The following is an 18218-nucleotide window of genomic DNA, read 5'->3' on the forward strand; positions in this document are numbered from 1 at the left end:
TTTTGGTGACTGACCCGAGACCCGCAGGCCCGGAATATGGACCGGCCCTGCGCGCGGCAGGGCCGGTCGCGTCTGCGCAGGTTACTGCGCGATCTCGACGGCGGTGACGAGTTCGGCTGCCGCGGTCTCGGCGTCGTACTCGCCGTTGAAATGCGCGGTGATCACGTCATACATCGCGTTCTGGATCGACGGGTTGTTGGCGTGGCCATGCGCCATCGACCCGAACAGGCCACCGCTTGCCGCGGCTTCGGCCAGTTGCGCCATGCCAAGCTGTCCGCAGGCGTCAAAGGCATCCGAAGGGATGTCGGTGCGCGCGGGCACCGAGCCCTTGACGAGGTTGAAGGTCACCTGGAACTCGGGGCTCATCACGGCGCTGGCCATGGCCAACTGCGAGGCCTGAGCCGAGGCATCCGACACGTTGAACATGGCGAACTGGTCCGAGTTGAAGGTCACGGTGCCTTCGGTGCCCGGCACGCGGAAGCACTGGAACTCGTTGCCGGCCGTCATGCCCGCATTGACGAATTCGCCCTTGGCCCAATCGCCCATGATCTGGAACAGCGCCTCGCCGTTGATGACCATGGCCGACGCGAGGTTCCAGTCGCGGCCCGAGAAGTTGTCATCGACGAACCCGCGCAGCGTTTCCATACGCTGGAACGCCTCGACCATGGTGGCCGATCCCAGCGCCTCAGGGTCCAGATCGACCATCGACGCCTGATAGAACTCCGGACTGCCGACGCCCATCACCATGGATTCGAACACCGTCGCATCCTGCCAGGCTTGGCCACCATGGGCGAGCGCGGTGTAGCCCGCATCCTGCGCGGCTTGCATCGCGGCGACGAATTCGTCCCAGCTGGTCGGCTGTTCGATGCCCAGTTCCGCCATCAGGGCGGTGTTGGCCCAGACCCAGTTGGTCGAGTGAACGTTGACGGGTGCGGCAACCCAGCTGCCCTCATAGGTCGAAAACGCCTGAAGGGCGGCGGGCACCACATCGGCCCAGCCCTGTTCGGCGGCCAGCGCATCAAGGTTGGCCAGCGCGCCCTCGGCCGCCCAATCCTGAATCGAGAAGCCCAGCATCTGCACGGCGGTCGGCGGGTTGCCTGCGGTGACGCGGGCGCGCAGCACGGTCATGGCATCCGAACCGCCGCCACCTGCGACCGGCATGTCCTGCCAGCCGATGCCACCCGCGGCCAGCGTGTCGCGCAGCGTGCCCACGGCGGCAGCTTCGCCGCCCGAAGTCCACCAATGCAGCACTTCCACCTCTTGCGCTGTGACCGTCGCGGTCGACAGCGCCAGCACAGCGGCCGACATGTAGAGTTTCTTCATCATGGTCATGGTTAGGTTCCTCCCTTGGTGACCAACGCCCTTGACGGGCTCTGCAGAATTAAAACGTTATAAATCCTTCATCCGTCAACTGGAAATTTCCTGTTCAAGCTCACGAAATTTCAACAAACTTCCTGCAAACGCAGCATTTTTCCGCGCCGCAGCATTTTCAGATGCAACGGAATTCTTGTTGAAACGTTTGAAATGTCGGTCAATATGACCGCGACGGAAATAAGCTGCCGCAGTGACCCATGACCCATGACAGCCCCCTTGCCGCCCTGCATGGGCAGGGCGAAAGGCCCACGCTGCGCACCTTGGCTCACGTCACGGGGTTCTCGGTGGCGACCGTGTCGCGCGCCTTGGCCGATGATCCGCGAATCGCCGTCAAGACGCGCGCGACGGTCGCTGCCGCTGCCGAACGGCTGGGCTACATCCCCGACCGTGCCGCGCGCCGCCTGCGCACGGGCCGCACGCAGGTCATCTCGCTCCTGCTCAACACGGAACACGAGTTTCTTGGCTTCACCCACGAGTTCCTGACCGGCATTACCGAGACGCTTGTCGGCACCGGCTATTCCGTGACGGTCGTGCCCGACCAGCCCGGCGACGACCGGCTTGCGCCCGTCCGCACGATCCTGCGCAACAACCTCGCCGATGGGTTGCTGTTCACCCGGACCGAGGCCTTCGACCCCCGCGTCCGCCTGTTGATGGAGGCCGATTTCCCCTTCGTCAGCCATGGCCGCACGGAATTCAGCGCGCCGCATCCATGGGTGGATTTCGACAACGAGGCCTTTGCCCGCGCCGCCGTCGCCCATCTGGCCGCCAAAGGGCGCAGGCGGATCTGCATGGTCCTGCCGGGTGACCAGTTCACCTTCACCCAGCATCTGCGCTACGGCTTCGTCTCGGCCGCCCGCGCGGCAGGGATCTACCATGAGATCGTTCCGGGCGTGACCCTCGACAGCCCGACCGCCGCAATTGCCGCCGCCCTGACCGCTGCTCGCCACGGCCCGAACCCGCCAGACGGGTATGTCTGCGTCGGCGAGGTGACGGCGCTGGTGGCGCTGGCCGCGCTGGCCGATACCGGCGCGGTGCATGGGATCGATGCCGATATCGTGGCAAAACGCGCCTCGCCGATCTTCGACAACATCCGCCCCCGCATCGACACCGTATTCGAGGATCTGCGCGCCACCGGTCGAGCCATGGCGGAAATGCTGCTGGGCCGCATGGCGGGTGCGCCGCCCGAGACGCTCAACCGCCTGTTCCAGCCCGATCCGGTGGCGTGAGATCATGCGACCCATGTCCCCCGGGTCTGCCCGATGCGCATCTGCACGGTCTTGACCTCCAGAAACTCCTCCAGCCCGTAGCGGCCCAGTTCGCGGCCCTGACCGCTTTCCTTGAACCCGCCGAAGGGCAGTTCCGCGAACCCGTCCATCCAGGTGTTGGTCCAGACCGTTCCCGCCTGCACCTTGCGCGCGAAATCGAGGCAGGTGGAGACATCGCGGCTCCAGACCCCCGCCGAAAGCCCGTAGGCGGCAGAATTGGCCAGCGCGATGGCCTCGTCGAACGTGCGGAAGGTCAGCACCGACAGGACCGGGCCGAACACCTCCTCGCGGGCGATGGCCATGTCGGGGGTGACCCCGGTCACGATGGTCGGCTGGTAGAACTGCCCGCCAAGCCCGCCCACCTCAAGCGCGGCGCCGCCCAAGGCCACATGCGCGCCCGCCGCCACCGCGCCCCGCACATAGCCGTCGATCTTGGCCAGATGCTCAGAGCTGATGATCGCGCCCACCTGCGTGCGCGGGTCCAGCGGATCGCCAAAGGGCACGCGGCGGCTCAGCGCCGCGACCTTGGCCACCAGCGCGTCCGCCACATCCGCATGCACGATGATCCGGCTGCCCGAATTGCAGCATTCGCCCGCGTTGAAATAGACGCCAAAGGCGATGGCATCGGCCGCCTGATCCAGATCCGCATCGGGGAACACGACCTGCGGGTTCTTGCCGCCCAGTTCGAGCGACACCTTTTTCAGCGTCGCACTGGCCGCTGCGGCTATCCGCTTGCCCACGCCGGTCGATCCGGTGAAGGACACCATGTCCACACGGGGATCGGTCGACAGCACCGCGCCCACCGGGTCGCCGTAGCCCAGCACGATGTTGCACACGCCTGCGGGCAGCCCAGATTCTTCTAGCAGATGCCCGAGCATCACGGTGGTGCCCGGCGTCAGTTCCGAGGGTTTCACCACCGCCGTGCAGCCCGCAGCAAGCGCAAAGGGCAGTTTTTGCGACACGATGAGAAACGGGAAATTCCACGGGCAGATCAGCGACACGACCCCGATGGGTTCCTTCAGCACCAGCCCCAGCATGTCGGGGCCAAGGCTGTTGTGGCTATCGCCATGCATCGTACGCGCCAGCGCAGCCGCATAGCGCCACAGATCCGCCGCGCCCTCGATCTCGGCCATGGCCTGCGTGATCGGCTTGCCCGATTCCAGCACTTCGTGACGGGCAATCGCCGCCCGGTCGCGGTCGATCAGATCGGCGACGCGCAGGAGCAATGTCGCCCTGTCCTTGCCCGACGACCGCGACCATGCGCCCGCATCGAATGCAGCGCGTGCCGCCGCAATCGCGGCTTCGGCCTCTGGCCTGCCACCCTTGGCCGCGACCGACACTGCGACCCCATGCGCAGGCGAGCGGCGTTCGCTGGTCGCGCCATCGGCGCTGTCCAGCCATACACCGCCGATCCAGTGCTGCAGGGCGACCGGCGCGTCGGGCAACGCGGCGTTGGTGGCGGGAATGACGGTCAGGTCAGGCATGGGTCATGTTCCGGGAAATTCGGGTTTGCGTTTGGCGGCGAATGCCGCGACGCCCTCGGCCTTGTCGGCGCTGGCGCCGATCATGCCCGCGCCCAGCGCCTCGATCATGGCGGATGGGTCTTCGCCGACGCCTGCATGGATCTGGTATTTCGCGACCTCGACCGCGCGGGGCGAGGCGTTGGCCATGCCCGCCGCGATCCCTTCGGCGACAGTCAGCGGGTCGTCGGCCACCTCGGCGACAAAGCCCAAGGCATGGGCGCGGCCTGCGTCCAGCCGCCGCCCGAACAGCGCCATTTCCTTCAAGACAGGTTCCGGCAGCAGCCGCGCCAGACGCTGCGTGCCGGACCAACCCGGCACAATGCCCACCTGCGCCTCGGGCAGGGCAAGCGTTGCCCCCGGCGCCATCACCCGGATGTCGCAGCACGCCGCCAGTTCCAGCCCGCCGCCAAAGGCATGGGCCTGCAGGACGGCGATGGTGGGCTTCGACAGCCGCGCCAGCCGGTCAAACACCCGATGCCCCTCGCGCACCCAGTTTCGCGCGAATTCGAACGGCGACAGCGGTGCCCATTCGGCAATGTCGGCACCTGCGCAAAAGGCGCGGTCCCCAGTCGCTTGGACAAGCACGCACATCACATCGGCGCTGCGCTCCAGCGTAGCGCAATGCGCGTCCAACTGCGCCAGCATCGCGGGGGTGAAGGCGTTCAGCTTGGCCGGATTGTCCAGCGTCAGCCGCGCCAGCGCCCCTTCGACGGACAGATGCACCCCGCTCACAGGGTCAGCCCCATGGGCGCATCGCGCAGGATCGACAGGGGCAGGGCCGTGGCGTTCTCGGCCACGGCAACACGGCCATGGCTTGCCGCCACGATGTCGCGCGCGGGGTCCATCCCCGGCATGATCTCGGTCGCCACAAGGCCCTGAGCGGTCAACCGGATCACGCAGCGCTCGGTGACATAGATCACATCCTGCCCCTGCTCGACCGCGCGTGCCCCTGAGAAGGTCACGTGTTCGACCTGTTCCACCATCTTGGTGAATTTGCCGGGCTTGGCGACCCTGAGGCCGGTGTCGCTCAAGTCCAGCTCCGCCCCGGCCTCGAAATAGCCGGAAAACACGATCTTTTTCGCATGCGCCGTGATGTCGACGAAGCCACCGCAGCCCGCGGTCAGATAGGGCTTTTTCCCCAGCTTCGAGACATTCACATTCCCTTCCACATCGACCTCAAGGAAGGAGAGGAAGGTCAGGTCAAAGCCGCCGCCCTGAAAATAGGTGAACTGGTTGGGCGAGGGGACGAAGGCATCGGCATTCGACGCGCAGCCAAAGGCAAAGCCGGTCAGCGGCATGCCCCCAACGGCACCCTGCTCGATCGCCCATGTAACCGCCTGCGCATGACCTTCTTCCAGAAGAATGCGCGGTACCATGGCGGAAATGCCGAAGCCCAGATTGGCTGTCTGGCCGCGCCGCAATTCCATCGCCGCGCGCCGCGCGATGATCTTTTCGACGCTATGTTCTGCCAGCGAAAAACTGTCCCATGGCCGCATGATCTCGCCCGAGATGGCCGGATCATAGAGTGTTTCGGTCGTCTGCTTCTGGTCGGGGTCCACCACGATCAGGTCCACCAGATGCCCCGGCACATGCACGTCATGCGGGCGCAAGGACCCTGCTGCCGTCATCCGCTTGACCTGCGCAATGATCAGCCCGCCGTGGTTGCGCACGGCAATGGCCTGATCCAGCGCGCCCAGATAGGCGCCCTCGTGCTCATAGGTCAGGTTGCCGCGCTCATCGGCGGTGGTGGCGCGGATGATGGCGATCTGCGGCACGATGTTGGGGAAATGCAGCCACGTCTCGCCTCCGAATTCCTGTCGCTCCACGATGGGCGCCGCAGCCCCCCGCGCATTCATGGCACAGCCCTCGCGGACTGGATCGACGAAGGTCTGAAGCCCCACCTTTGTGAAAACTCCTGCCCGCCGTGCCGCCACGTCGCGGTGCATGTCGAACATGATGCCGGATGGCACATTGTATGCCGCGACGCGGTCCTCTACGACCATTTTCCAGATCTCGGGCATCGGCAACGACGAGGGTCCGGACGGATAGCTGCCCGCGATGATGCGGTCCAGCAGCCCGTCCTTGGCGATGTGATCCACGCCTTTCACGCCATACATGTCCCCCGCCGCGATCGGGTGCAGCGTGGTCAGCCCGCGGGGATGCCCCTCGGTCGCGAACCTCTCGCCCAGCGCCTTCAGCACCGCATCGGGGCAGCCCAAAGCCGAGGACGACGACACCGTGACGACCGCCCCGTCAGGGATGCGCGCGACAGCCTCGGTGGCGGTGACATGCTTGCCCATGGCGTCAGATGCCCCCGTAATTCACGGCCGTGCGCTGCCCGGTCGCGGCGGCATCGGCCACCGCGGCGGCGACAGCCAGCGATTTGACCCCGTCGATGCCATCGGCCGCAGGCCGCCCGTTGCCCGCGCAAGCATCGTTGAAAAGCCCCACCGCGCGCCCGTAGAGGTTGTGATCGGAGAAACTCAACGCCTCTTCCCCCGACCCCGTGCGCAGCAAGATCTCGCCCACTGGCGCTTGCGTCATCACATTTCGCGCGACGATCGACCCTTTGGTGCCATGCAGCTCGAACCCGGTCTTGGCGAAAGCATGGGTAAAGCTCTCATGCGCCATGACCATCGCACCCGACGGCATGGTCCAGACCGACATGCAGCTGTCCTCCACCCCCTTGCCCATGCCCGACGCACCGGACATCGCCACGACCTCCACCGGGTCCTCACCCAGATGGAAGCGCACGGTATCCGCGTCATGCACCACGATATCGGGGATCACCCCGCCGCCAGCGGCGGGGTTGTCGATGCGCCAACCCCGAAGGAAGGGCGGCAGATGGACAGCATGGAACACCCGCACACTCAACACATCGCCGATGCGCCCAGCCTGCAACGCCGCGCGGATCGCCAGATGCGAGCCTGCGTTGCGCAGATGGTGGTTGGTGGCAAAGACCACGCCAGCGGTCTGTGCCGCGCGCACCATGGTCACGGCATCGCCCACGGTCATCGCCAAAGGCTTTTCGCACAGCACATGCTTGCCCGCCGCGATGGCGGCCATGGCTTGTACGAAATGCTTTTCATTGGTGGTGGAGATATATACGGCCTCCAGATCATCGGCGGCCAGCAGCGCCTCCAGATCGTCCGAGCCTCGCGGGATGCCGTGCTCCGCCGCATAGGCCGCCGCCCGCGCGCCCGAGGAACTCAGGACCGAGCGGATATCGCCGCCCGCTCCGCGGATGGCCCCGATCATGTGGTTTGCGGCGATGTTGCTCGCGCCGATCAATCCCCAACGCATCCGGGTCCCTCCCCTTGCTTCTGACCACCCGACTCGGGGCGATCACTTGTCTACGGGCTTTTTGGAACGATCCAATTCCCCTGTCAACAGGGTCCGGGCAGACTTTCGGCCACAGGCGATGCAGTATCAGGCGACGCGCGCACCGGGCGGGATGGTCGGCGGGGCGGCGTTCAGGGTGTCGATGGCGAACCCGGCGGCCGCCTTGTATCCGGCCATGTAATCGCGCCGCTCGGTCTCGGGCAGGATGCTCTCGATGTCCTCGAACACGCCGCCGCACCGTTCGTCGAGCAAGCTCAGAAGGCCGAACGGCCCGGCGCCCCGGTTACGCAACACCAGTTCCGACACCGGACCACACAATTGCGCATCATAGGCCGCAAGCGCATCGGGTGTCGCACCATGCGCCAGCATCTTGGCCCCGATCACGCGGGCATCCACGATCGCCTGGCTCGCCCCGTTCGACCCGGTCGGATACATCGCATGCGCCGCATCGCCCATCAGCGCCACCTGGCCATCTACCCATGTCGCCACCGGATCGCGGTCGATCATCGGGTTTTCATAGGCGCAATCGGCGGCTTTCAGCATCGCGGGCACGTCGAGCCAGTCGTAGCGGAAGCCCTCAAAATGATGAACGAAATCAGCGACCTCCACGGGGCGGAACCATGCGTCATCGGGCCAACCGCCGGAATTGTCGACCGTCACCTCGGCGATCCAGTTGACCAGCGCGGTGCCGTCGGGCCCCACCGGCGTGATCGGGTAGATCACCATCCGGTGCCGGTGCGTTCCCAAACCCACAAAGGACGACGCGGTCCGCAACGGCCTTGCCCGGACCGTGCCGCGCCACATCACTGCGCCGCCCCAGTTGATCGGCGGCTGATCGGGGTGCATCTGCGCGCGGATGCGCGAATGGATGCCGTCCGCGCCCAGCAGCAGCGCGCCCTTGACCTGCGCGGTCATGCCATCGGCACGCGACACCTCGGCAATCACACCGCCCGCGTCTTGGCGATAGCCGGTCACCCGCGCCCCTAGCGTGATGCACTCCCGCCCCGCCCGGTCCAGCAGGCGGTGATAAAGCAGCATGTGAAAACGTCCGCGATGCACGGCATATTGCGGCCAGTGATAGCCCGCAGCCCGCCCGCGCGGCTCGGCATGCACCTCGCGCCCGTTCAAGCCCACCAGCGCCCATTCCAACGCGGGCAGGCCGACAGTGTTCAGATCGCTCTCGGTGATGCCAAGGTCGATCGGTTCGCGCACGGCATTGGGTTGCAGGTTGATCCCCACCCCCAGCGGCTTCATCTCGCGGCTGGATTCGAAGACATGAAACGGCACGCCGATCTGGTGCAGCGTCAGTGCCATGGTCAGGCCGGCGATACCGCCGCCCAAGATCAGGACCGGGCCGACCGTCATCGCGGGGCCATCCGGATCGCGCCGTCCAGCCGGATGACCTCGCCGTTCAACATCGGGTTGCGGGTGATATGCTCGACCATCGCGGCATACTCATCCGGGTCGCCCAGCCGTGAGGGGAACGGCACCTGCGCGCCGAGCGAGGCCTGCACCTCGGCGGGCAGGCCCTGCAACAGCGGCGTCAGGAACAGGCCCGGCGCAATGGTGCAGACCCTTATCCCCTTGTCGGCCAGATCGCGCGCCATCGGCAGGGTCATGCCCACGATACCCCCCTTGGACGCGGCATAGGCGACCTGCCCGATCTGCCCGTCATAGGCCGCGACCGAGGCGGTGTTCACGATCACGCCCCGCGCGCCATCGCCGTCCATGGGGTCCGCCGCAACCATGCGCGCAGCTACTTGGGACGCGCAATTGAACGTGCCGATCAGATTGATCCTGACAACCCTGTCGAAGAGCCCGGCATCATGTGCCGCCCCGCGGGACACGGTCTTGGCCGCAGGCCCGATGCCCGCGCAGTTCACAAGCACCCGGGGCACGCCAAAGGCCGCCTCCACGGCGTCGATCCCCGCCGCGACCGACGCCGTGTCCGACACGTCGACCGCGGCAAACATGCCCCCCAGAGCGCCAGCTTGTGCCGCCCCGCGCGCCGTGTCGAGATCGAAGATTGCGACCTTCAGACCGCCTGCCGCCAGTCGCGCCGCAGTCGCCGCACCCAATCCTGAGGCCCCGCCGGTCACGATGGCTGCCATGCCTGCCCAATCCTGCATCCCAAAACCCCGTTTGCTGCTGGCCGTTTCTGTGCCCTCCGCGCGCATCCCACAAGCCTTTGCGGGCAGGTGACAAAACCACAAGGTTGCCCTTTCCTGCATTTGGTCCTATTCCGCAATGCAGCGAACATGGACCCGGGCCTTGCCTCCCGGGTGGCTCTTCCGGCCGCCGATCCGCCGGACCACGATGACCAAACGTGCCTCTCGCACGCTGGCCGCGCAGAAATAAGCGGTCGGGTTCGGACAAACATTCCATGATGTCTTTCGACGCATACCGCGCCCAGTGGCTCGGCAGTATACGCGCTGATCTTCTGGCGGGTCTTGTCGTGGCGCTGGCCCTCATCCCTGAGGCCATCGCCTTTTCCATCATCGCAGGCGTCGACCCCAAGGTCGGGCTTTACGCCAGCTTCTCTATTGCGGTCATCACCGCCATCGCGGGCGGACGGCCCGGCATGATCTCGGCGGCCACCGCTGCCACCGCCGTCCTGATGGTCACGCTGGTGCGCGATCACGGGCTGCAATACCTGCTGGCAGCAACGGTCCTCGCAGGTCTCCTGCAGATCGCCATGGGCATCCTGCGGCTCGGCTTCGTCATGCGCTACGTGTCGAAATCGGTGATGACGGGCTTTGTGAATGCGCTCGCCATCCTGATCTTCATGGCGCAACTGCCCGAGCTTGATCCGCGCAACGTCACATGGCTGACCTATCTGCTGGTGGCCGCGGGGCTTGCCATCATCTACCTGTTTCCGCTGCTCACCAAGGCGATCCCCTCGCCGCTTGTCACAATTGTGGTGCTGACCGCGCTGACGGTTGCCATGGGCCTAGACGTGCGCACCGTGGGCGACATGGGCGCGCTGCCCGACACGCTGCCGGTCTTCCTGATCCCCGACATCCCGCTGAATTTCGAGACGTTGCAGATCATCTTTCCCTATTCCGTCGCCGTCGCCGTTGTGGGCCTTCTGGAAAGCCTGATGACGCAAAACATCGTCGACGACCTGACCGACACGAAATCGAACCGCAATCAGGAATGCGTGGGGCAGGGGCTGGCCAACACCGCCACCGGCTTCATCGGCGGCATGGCGGGTTGCGCCATGATCGGGCAGTCGATCATCAACGTGAAATCGGGCGGGCGCGGGCGGCTGTCGTGCTTTGTCGCGGGCGTGTTCTTGCTGATCCTCGTCGTCGGTCTGGGCGATCTGGTCAGCATCATCCCCATGCCCGCACTGGTCGCGATAATGATCATGGTGTCGATCGGCACCTTTTCATGGTCCTCGATCACGAACCTTGCGGTGCATCCCCGGTCGTCCTCCATCGTCATGCTGGCGACGGTTGCCACCGTGGTCTGGACCCACAACCTCGCCATCGGGGTGCTGGTCGGCGTGCTTTTGTCGGGCATCTTCTTCGCGGCGAAGATCGCGCAGCTTTTCACCGTCCGGTCCGTGATCAGCCCCGATGGCCGCCTGCGCACCTACCATGTCGAGGGGCAGCTATTTTACGGTTCGGTCGAGGATTTCATGAACGCCTTCGACTTCAAGGAGGCGCCCGAGCGCGTCGTGATCGACGTCAGCCGGGCCCATATCTGGGACATCTCATCGGTTCAAGCGCTTGATATGGCGATCCTGAAATTCCGCCGCGACGGGGCCGAGGTCGAGGTGGTGGGCATGAACGAAGCCACGGAAACGCTGGTCGACAAGCTGGCCACCCATGACAAGCCGGGCGCCATGGACAAGCTGATGGAGCATTGAGATGACGGAAATGACAGGCAAGATCATCGCGCTGATCGACGGGTCGGTCTATTCCGAAAGCGTCTGCCACCATGCCGCGTGGATCTCGAAAGCAACCGGCGCCCCGGTGGAACTGGTCCATGTGCTGGGCCGGGCCGAGGGAACGGGCAACCGCGACTTGTCGGGGTCCATCCGGCTGGGCGCGCGCACGGCCTTGTTGCAAGAACTGGCCGATCTGGATGCGCAGCGCGCCAAGCTGGTCGGCCAACGGGGCCGCGCCATCCTTGAAGATGCGCGCGCCATCGTCGATCAGGACGGCGTGACCGAGATCACCACCCGACTGCGCCATGGCGACGTGGTCGAAGCCATCGCCGAGATCGAGGAGGACGCCCGCGTCATCTTGATCGGCAAGCGGGGCGAGGATGCGGATTTCGCCAAGGGCCATCTGGGGTCCAACCTCGAACGTATCGTTCGCGCCGCACACCGGCCGGTTTTCGTCGCCTCGCGCGCCTTCCGACCTATCGAAAAGGTGCTGGTCGCCTATGATGGTGGCCGGTCCGCGATGAAGGCGGTCGACCATATCGCCCGCAGCCCCCTGTTTTCGGGTCTGTCGGTGACGGTGGTGACCGTGGGCCCCGACACCCCCGAGACCCGCAAGGGCCTTGAAGATGCGCGGGCGCTGCTCAAGGCCGCAGGGATAACCGCAGACACCCGCATTGTCGAAGGTCGGCCCGACGATGTTCTGGGCAAACTCGTGGATACCGAAGGCTTCGACATGTTGGTGATGGGCGCCTATGGCCATTCGCGCATCCGCAGCCTTGTGATCGGCTCGACCACCACGGAAATGGTCCGGTCGTGCAAGGTGCCTGTTGTGCTGATGCGCTGAACGCCGCCGCGGCAGGCAAGACTGTGCCGAAAGGTTTGACCTCAGCCGCTGACGCGTTAGCCTATGCGTCATGACATATGCCCAAGCCTTGCCCGCCAACCCGTTCCGCTCCCTATCCCGTCTGATCCGTCTCCTGCCTTGGCGCGACGGACTTCTTGCCGCCATCCTCGTATTGTCCGCCACAGCCTTGCTGCAGGCGCAGGACCGTATCGAGGCGTGGACGCAGGATTGGGTTCCTCCGGTCCTCGAAGTCCCTGCCGACGCCACTTTGCTGACGGATCGGGAGATCGGGTCGACCGTGCGCATGTTCTCGTTTTCCACGGGTGCCGATGTTGATGCCCTGTTCGAGGCATGGGAAGCGGCGCTGCGCGACGGGGGCTTTCCGATAGACCAAGGTGCCGACGATCTGCTGGAACGGTCGATCGAGTTCTCAGGCCGGGGCATCAGCAACGCCAAGATCGTCGCGGGCGTGACCAGCGAGGATGGTCGCACCGTCATCGAGATCGACGCGACCTTGCAATAACGCGACCACACGGCGCGTCACACCTGCTTGAACCGGGCAAAAACTGCGGCCCACCCTGCGCGCGGCCTGTTATCCTTTCGCGCAGGAGGATCGTCCATGTTGACACCCAGACCCGGCCGCAGGGCCGCCGCCTTGCCCGTCCTGCACCGCGCCGCCCTCGCGCTGGCCCTATCCCTGGTGGCAGCCGCTGCCCCGGCGCAGACCAACCGTTTCGCCGGTGATTGGCCCCAGACCGATTTCACCCGTCTCGCTGTCGACCTGACCGAGGTGATCTCGGGCGGCCCTCCGCGCGACGGCATCCCCGCGATCCTGGACCCCACATTCGGTCCGGCAAGCAGGGAGCGGGCGCTCCACGACCGCGAGCCGGTGCTGACCTACCAGCCCGCGAATGGCCCCGCCCGCGCCTATCCGATCCGCTACCTGATGTGGCATGAGATTGTGAACGACGTGGTCGATGGCCTGCCCGTAGCCGTCACTTTCTGCCCGCTGTGCAACACCGGCATGGTCTTCGACGCGCGGCTGGGCGGGCAGGCCCATACCTTCGGCGTCTCGGGCCTTTTGCGGCATTCCGACATGATCATGTACGACCACCAGACCGAAAGCTGGTGGCAGCAGGCGACCGGGCAGGGGATCGCAGGCGCCATGACCGGGCGCGAGCTGACCCAGTTGCCCGCATGGATGGAAAGCTGGGCCGCCTTTCGCACAGCCCACCCCGACGGGCTGGTGATGGGGGAACCCGACTGGCGCCGCGCCTATGGCACCAACCCCTATCGCAGCTACGACACCACCCGACCCTTCCTCTATTCCGGCGAGGACCCGCCGCATGGCATTCCCCCGCTGGAACGCGTGGTGCGCGTGGGCGACCGCGCCTGGCCGATGACCCGCCTTTCACGCGAAGGCACGATCACCGAGGCGGGCGTGACCCTGACATGGGCTGTGGGACAGGCCTCGGCGCTCGACACCTCCAACCTCGGGGACGGGCGCGAGGTCGGCAATGTCCGCGTTCGCGACGGCGCGGGACGCGACGTGGCGCATGACATTCCCTTCGCCTTCGCTTTCCACGCCTTCCACCCGAACGGGCGCTGGATGCTGGGGAACTGACCGCCATGGCCACGACCCGCGCCCCCCAGACTGAGATCGCCATTGCCGCCACCGCCGGTTTCCTCCTCGCTGCGGCCACGCTGGCGGGTGCGACCGCGGCGCTTGGCGCGCATCCCTGGTGGGCGATCCAGTCCGGCCTGGTCGGTACCGCGGGGGGGCTCGCGCTTTACGGCGCGTTGCGGGCGCTGGGGGTGGGCGCAGGTCGCCTCGGGCTGGTCGCGGCGATGGCGCTGGTCGCCTCAGCCCTTGCAGCGCATTTCGGAAAGCAGAGCTTCGTCGCCTCCTTCGCAAGCGACGCGCTGGCCGGACGCTTGTGGTATCTCGGCTGGTTCGTCCTCGCCGGGTCTGCGACCGTCGTTCTGACCGTCCTCGCCGCGCGGGTCCTGCGTCGCTGAGGCCCAGACCAACGACCGGTGATCGAACCCGCCTGCAATATGGGGTTTCACGATCTCGAAATAGGGTGACAGGTCGAAATCGCGCGGTGCGAACAGTGAATGGTGCCGGATGTGCAGGATCTCGGCCCGCCCCGCCTCCGACCCTTCGGCGCGCATCACATCGGGCAGGATCGGATAGCGCACTGACTGGAACGCCTGCGCGATCAGCGAGGAACAGATCGCCCGCGTGGCATCCCCCGACCCCAGCGCCAGCATCCGCCGTCGCCAGCGCACCGGCACCGGCGGGGTAGGCAGGAAATACCGCGCAAGGTCGAAAACATTTCGCAGGTCGTATTTCAAGCCGATCTTGGCGATCATGAACCGCGCCACCGCCCGCCGCTCCTCGTCCGACAAGCCTACGGCCCGGCAGATGCGCGTGTTGTGGCTGGCGTATTTCGACACCGGCGCCGACACGCAGCCGTAGCCAAGGTTCACCTCGACGAGCTGGTGCCGCACACCGCCCGGCCCCGGGTCGGGCAGATGTGCGCCCACGAACATCGCCGCATGCGACCAGGTCGATTGCGTCAGATATTTGATCGCAGTCGACACCCGCTCGCCCCCCTCCACCAACAGCACGTCGCCCGGCCGCATGACCCGGCACAGCGTCTCCGTATCGGACGGTGTGAACGGCTTGTAACCCGATCCCGGCGCGTTCAGTTTGGCCGCAAGGCGATGCCCGATCCGGTCCAGCGCGCGATCCAGCAAGGTGTCGTTCGTGTGTGTCATGGACCTGTCTCCGACCCGTCTGCCATCAGGGAAACGCCACCGCCCCCGGGCCGTCCACTCATCTGTGTGCGACGCGCCAAGTCGTGACCGCGCGTGATCGCCGGGTGAAGCGCTCGGCCCCACAACGCGCACCTTTCCCATCCCGGGCGACCGTCCTAGGATGCCCTCAAGGGAGAGGGACATCATGCGCACACAGGTCGCCATCATTGGCGGCGGGCCCTCGGGCCTGTTGCTGGCGCAGCTTTTGCACAAGCGCGGCATCGACAGTGTCGTGCTTGAACGCAAGACCAAGGATTACGTCCTGTCCCGCATCCGTGCAGGCGTTCTGGAACAAGGTCTCGTGCGCCTGATGGAAGAGGCCGGATGCGCCGACCGCCTGCACGCCGAAGGGCACGCCCATCATGGCGCGCTGATCGCCTACGGCGACGAGATGTTCCGCATTGATTTCAGCGCGCTGACCGGCACCCCCGTCATCGTCTATGGCCAGACCGAGGTGACCCGCGATCTCTACGCCGCGCGCGAGGTGGCGGGCGGCGTGATCGAATTCAACGTCGAGGATGTGACGATCCACGAGGCCGACAGCGACGCGCCCCATGTCACTTACAATGTCGCGGGCGAGGCGCGCCGCATCGACTGCGATTTCATTGCCGGCTGCGACGGGTTCCATGGTGTCAGCCGTCAGGCCATTCCGCTGAGCGCGCGACGCGAATACGAGAAGGTCTATCCCTTCGGCTGGCTTGGCATCCTGTCCGAGACCCCGCCGGTGAACGCGGAACTGATCTACGCCAATTCCCCTCGTGGCTTTGCGCTGTGTTCGATGCGCAACGAGAACCTGAGCCGTTACTACATCCAGTGTTCGCTCAGCGACAGGTCCGAGGACTGGACCGATGACGCGTTTTGGCGAGAACTCAAGCGCCGCATTCCCAGTGATCAGGCCGACCGCCTCGTGACCGGCCCCTCGATCGAGAAATCCATCGCTCCCCTGCGCTCCTTCGTGACCGAGCCGATGCGCTGGGGCCGGTTGTTCCTGTGCGGCGATGCGGCCCATATCGTGCCGCCCACGGGGGCCAAGGGGCTGAACACCGCCGCCTCCGATGTCCGGTATCTCTACACCGGTTTGCGCCAGTTCTACGAGAACGGGTCGACCGACGGCATCGACAGCTATTGTGCCAAGGCGCTGGCCCGCGTGTGGAAAGTGGAACGATTCAGCTGGTGGTTCTCGTCGCTCATGCACCGCTACCCCGACCAGTCCGAGTTCGACCTGCGCATTCAGGTGGCCGAGCTGGAATTCCTGCGCTCCAACTGCGCCGCCCAACGGGCGATGGCGGAAAACTATGTGGGCCTACCCTATTGAGACGGCTGAAAGGACCCTGCCCATGACCGACCGCTACACCCAAGGCATGAAGACCCGTCGCGCGGTTCTGGGCGATGCCCATGTCGACCGTGCCGAGGCCGCAAGGACCGATTTCGATACGCCCTTCCAGACATTGATCACCGAAGGCGCCTGGGGCACGGTCTGGTCCGATGACACGATCAGCCTGCGAGAGCGGTCGATGCTGACGCTGGCGCTGCTTGCCGCGACCGGCAATTTCGACGAGATCCCTATGCACATCCGCGCCACCGCCCGCACCGGGGCCAGCCCCGATGACATCATGCAGGCCTTCTTGCATGTGGCGATCTACGCGGGCGTGCCCAAGGCCAACCACGCGATCAAGCTGGCCAAGGCGACACTGGCCGAGATGGAGGATCAGCGATGAAGCCGCCCGCCGAATACTACCAGCGCGACCTGAACCGGCATCCGCCCGCGCTGACGCCCGCATACAAGACCTCCGTCGCACGCAGCCCGCGGCTTGCGCGGATCAGCCTCGAGCAGACGGTCAGCGAAATCACCGGGCCGACCTTCGGTCATTCCGATATCGGTCCGCTCGACCATGACCTGATCCGCAATTACGCCACCACCGGCGATCCCATCGGCGAGAGGATCATCTTGCACGGCCGGGTCTTGGATGAAAACGCGCGCCCCGTGCCCCATACCTTGGTGGAACTGTGGCAGGCCAATGCAGGCGGGCGTTATCGCCACAAGAAGGACACCTATCTTGCCCCCGTCGACCCCAATTTCGGCGGCTGCGGGCGCACGATCAGCGATGCCGATGGCCATTACTTCTTCCGCACCATCAAGCCCGGTGCCTACCCATGGCGCAACCAGATCAACAACTGGCGCCCCGCCCACATCCATCTCAGCGTCTTCGGCGCATCCTTTTCGCAGCGCCTGATCACCCAGCTCTATTTCGAGGGTGATCCGCTGATCCCACTCTGCCCCATCGTGCAGACGATCCCCGACACCGACGCCGTGAACGCGCTCATCGCCCGGCTCGACATGAACGCCTCGATTCCGCTGGACAGCATCGCCTACCGCTTCGACATCGTGCTGCGCGGGCGGCGCTCGACGCTCTTTGAAAACAAATTGGAAGGAAACTGAGATGCCTCACCTTCCCTATCTCAAGGAAACCCCATCCCAGACCGCCGGCCCCTATGTCCATATAGGGCTGGCACCGGGTGCGGCCGGCTTCGACATTTACGAGCGTGAACTGGGTTGGGACATTGCCGGACCCAACGCTGCCGGTCAGCGCATCCGCGTCGAGGGGCTGGTGATCGACGGCACGGGCAGCCCGATCAAGGATGTGCTGCTGGAGGCGTGGCAGGCCAATGCCGCGGGCCACTACGCCCATCCCGAGGGCGGCGGCAAGGTCGAGGACGGCTTTCGCGGATGGGGCCGGGTCATCACCGATTTCGACACGGGCCAGTGGGGCTTTGACACGGTCAAGCCCGGCCCGGTACCAGGCCGCAATGGCACCGTTCAGGCCCCGCACATCAGCCTTTGGATCGTCGCGCGCGGCATCAATCTTGGACTGCACACGCGGCTCTATTTCGAGGACGAAGGCGCGGCCAACGCCGCCGACCCGATTCTCAACGGCATCGAGTGGGAAAGGCGCAGGCCTACCCTGATCGCCCGTCGGGCTGACCGTGACGACAAAGCAGTCTACCGTTTCGACATCCGCATCCAAGGCGACCAAGAAACCGTCTTTTTCGAGATCTGACATGACCAACCCTTGCATCATCTGCGTTGCCATCACCGGCTCGCTTCCGACAAAAGCGAACAATCCGGCGGTTCCGATCACGGTTTCGGAACA

Annotated in this window: 18 protein-coding genes and 1 other annotated feature; of the genes, 10 read left to right on the plus strand and 8 right to left on the minus strand. The window is 65.6% G+C overall.

Annotated elements, in window-relative coordinates; translation table 11 throughout:
• Window positions 1-81: 81 nt before the first annotated feature.
• Entirely contained in the window at window positions 82-1332 is a 1251-nt protein-coding gene (locus tag C7455_RS06910; protein ID WP_425450629.1) for an ABC transporter substrate-binding protein, read from the minus strand.
• A gap of 239 nt (window positions 1333-1571) precedes the next feature.
• On the opposite strand from C7455_RS06910, the gene C7455_RS06915 reads away from it, so the two are divergent.
• Window positions 1572-2600, plus strand: a complete 1029-nt coding sequence (locus C7455_RS06915) for a LacI family transcriptional regulator (protein ID WP_109666779.1) — start codon at window positions 1572-1574, stop codon at window positions 2598-2600.
• Between the two features lie 2 nt (window positions 2601-2602).
• On the opposite strand, the gene C7455_RS06920 is transcribed toward C7455_RS06915, so the two are convergent.
• From C7455_RS06920 to C7455_RS06945, 6 genes are all read right to left on the minus strand, one after another.
• Entirely contained in the window at window positions 2603-4123 is a 1521-nt protein-coding gene (locus tag C7455_RS06920) for an aldehyde dehydrogenase family protein (RefSeq protein WP_109666780.1), read from the minus strand.
• A 3-nt stretch (window positions 4124-4126) separates the two neighbouring features.
• Entirely contained in the window at window positions 4127-4894 is a 768-nt protein-coding gene (locus tag C7455_RS06925; protein WP_109666782.1) for an enoyl-CoA hydratase/isomerase family protein, read from the minus strand.
• Entirely contained in the window at window positions 4891-6462 is a 1572-nt protein-coding gene (locus C7455_RS06930; RefSeq protein WP_109666783.1) for an acyl CoA:acetate/3-ketoacid CoA transferase, read from the minus strand. Before C7455_RS06930 ends, C7455_RS06925 begins: the two co-directional genes overlap by 4 nt.
• Before the next feature lie 4 nt (window positions 6463-6466).
• The gene (locus C7455_RS06935; RefSeq protein ID WP_109666785.1) at window positions 6467-7465 is read right to left on the minus strand and encodes a Gfo/Idh/MocA family protein; all 999 of its coding nucleotides are present in this window, start codon (window positions 7463-7465) and stop codon (window positions 6467-6469) included.
• A 126-nt stretch (window positions 7466-7591) separates the two neighbouring features.
• Entirely contained in the window at window positions 7592-8869 is a 1278-nt protein-coding gene (locus tag C7455_RS06940) for a flavin-dependent oxidoreductase (RefSeq protein WP_109666787.1), read from the minus strand.
• On the minus strand, window positions 8866-9633 hold the full coding sequence (locus C7455_RS06945) for an SDR family NAD(P)-dependent oxidoreductase (RefSeq protein WP_109666869.1): 768 nt from the start codon (window positions 9631-9633) through the stop codon (window positions 8866-8868). The genes C7455_RS06940 and C7455_RS06945 overlap by 4 nt, the downstream gene beginning before the upstream one ends.
• A gap of 128 nt (window positions 9634-9761) precedes the next feature.
• Window positions 9762-9820 (plus strand) — a sequence feature (sul1 is cis-regulatory element that is thought to sense ions involved in sulfur or methionine metabolism; They are found in Alphaproteobacteria).
• 67 nt (window positions 9821-9887) lie between these two features.
• Here C7455_RS06945 and C7455_RS06950 point away from each other — a divergent pair.
• From C7455_RS06950 to C7455_RS06965, 4 genes are all read left to right on the plus strand, one after another.
• A complete protein-coding gene (locus C7455_RS06950) occupies window positions 9888-11378 on the plus strand; it encodes a SulP family inorganic anion transporter (protein ID WP_109666789.1) in 1491 nt (496 codons plus the stop codon).
• A 10-nt stretch (window positions 11379-11388) separates the two neighbouring features.
• Complete coding sequence (locus C7455_RS06955) at window positions 11389-12243, plus strand: universal stress protein (protein WP_211315458.1); 855 nt, start codon at window positions 11389-11391, stop codon at window positions 12241-12243.
• Between the two features lie 70 nt (window positions 12244-12313).
• Complete coding sequence (locus C7455_RS06960; protein ID WP_109666793.1) at window positions 12314-12766, plus strand: hypothetical protein; 453 nt, start codon at window positions 12314-12316, stop codon at window positions 12764-12766.
• 96 nt (window positions 12767-12862) lie between these two features.
• On the plus strand, window positions 12863-13867 hold the full coding sequence (locus C7455_RS06965) for a DUF3179 domain-containing protein (protein ID WP_109666795.1): 1005 nt from the start codon (window positions 12863-12865) through the stop codon (window positions 13865-13867).
• A 239-nt stretch (window positions 13868-14106) separates the two neighbouring features.
• Here C7455_RS06965 and C7455_RS06970 read toward each other — a convergent pair whose 3' ends face one another.
• On the minus strand, window positions 14107-15027 hold the full coding sequence (locus C7455_RS06970; protein ID WP_109666797.1) for a C40 family peptidase: 921 nt from the start codon (window positions 15025-15027) through the stop codon (window positions 14107-14109).
• A 184-nt stretch (window positions 15028-15211) separates the two neighbouring features.
• Between C7455_RS06970 and pobA the strand changes: the two genes are divergently transcribed.
• From pobA to C7455_RS20455, 5 genes are all read left to right on the plus strand, one after another.
• A complete protein-coding gene (pobA, locus tag C7455_RS06975) occupies window positions 15212-16381 on the plus strand; it encodes a 4-hydroxybenzoate 3-monooxygenase (RefSeq protein ID WP_109666798.1) in 1170 nt (389 codons plus the stop codon).
• A gap of 22 nt (window positions 16382-16403) precedes the next feature.
• Window positions 16404-16784 (plus strand): 4-carboxymuconolactone decarboxylase, encoded by a 381-nt coding sequence (gene pcaC / locus C7455_RS06980; RefSeq protein WP_109666800.1) that lies wholly within the window; start codon window positions 16404-16406, stop codon window positions 16782-16784.
• Window positions 16781-17506: a protocatechuate 3,4-dioxygenase subunit beta gene (pcaH, locus tag C7455_RS06985; RefSeq protein ID WP_109666802.1), complete on the plus strand. Its 726-nt coding sequence runs from the start codon at window positions 16781-16783 to the stop codon at window positions 17504-17506. Before pcaC ends, pcaH begins: the two co-directional genes overlap by 4 nt.
• 1 nt (window position 17507) lies before the next feature.
• The gene (pcaG, locus tag C7455_RS06990; RefSeq protein ID WP_109666804.1) at window positions 17508-18125 is read left to right on the plus strand and encodes a protocatechuate 3,4-dioxygenase subunit alpha; all 618 of its coding nucleotides are present in this window, start codon (window positions 17508-17510) and stop codon (window positions 18123-18125) included.
• Window position 18126: 1 nt separating this feature from the next.
• On the plus strand, window positions 18127-18218 hold a 92-nt coding region (locus C7455_RS20455; protein WP_146199944.1), incomplete at its 3' end, for a 3-keto-5-aminohexanoate cleavage protein.

Origin of the sequence: Roseicyclus mahoneyensis, from assembly GCF_003148775.1 — a bacterium.
Lineage (GTDB): Bacteria > Pseudomonadota > Alphaproteobacteria > Rhodobacterales > Rhodobacteraceae > Roseicyclus > Roseicyclus mahoneyensis.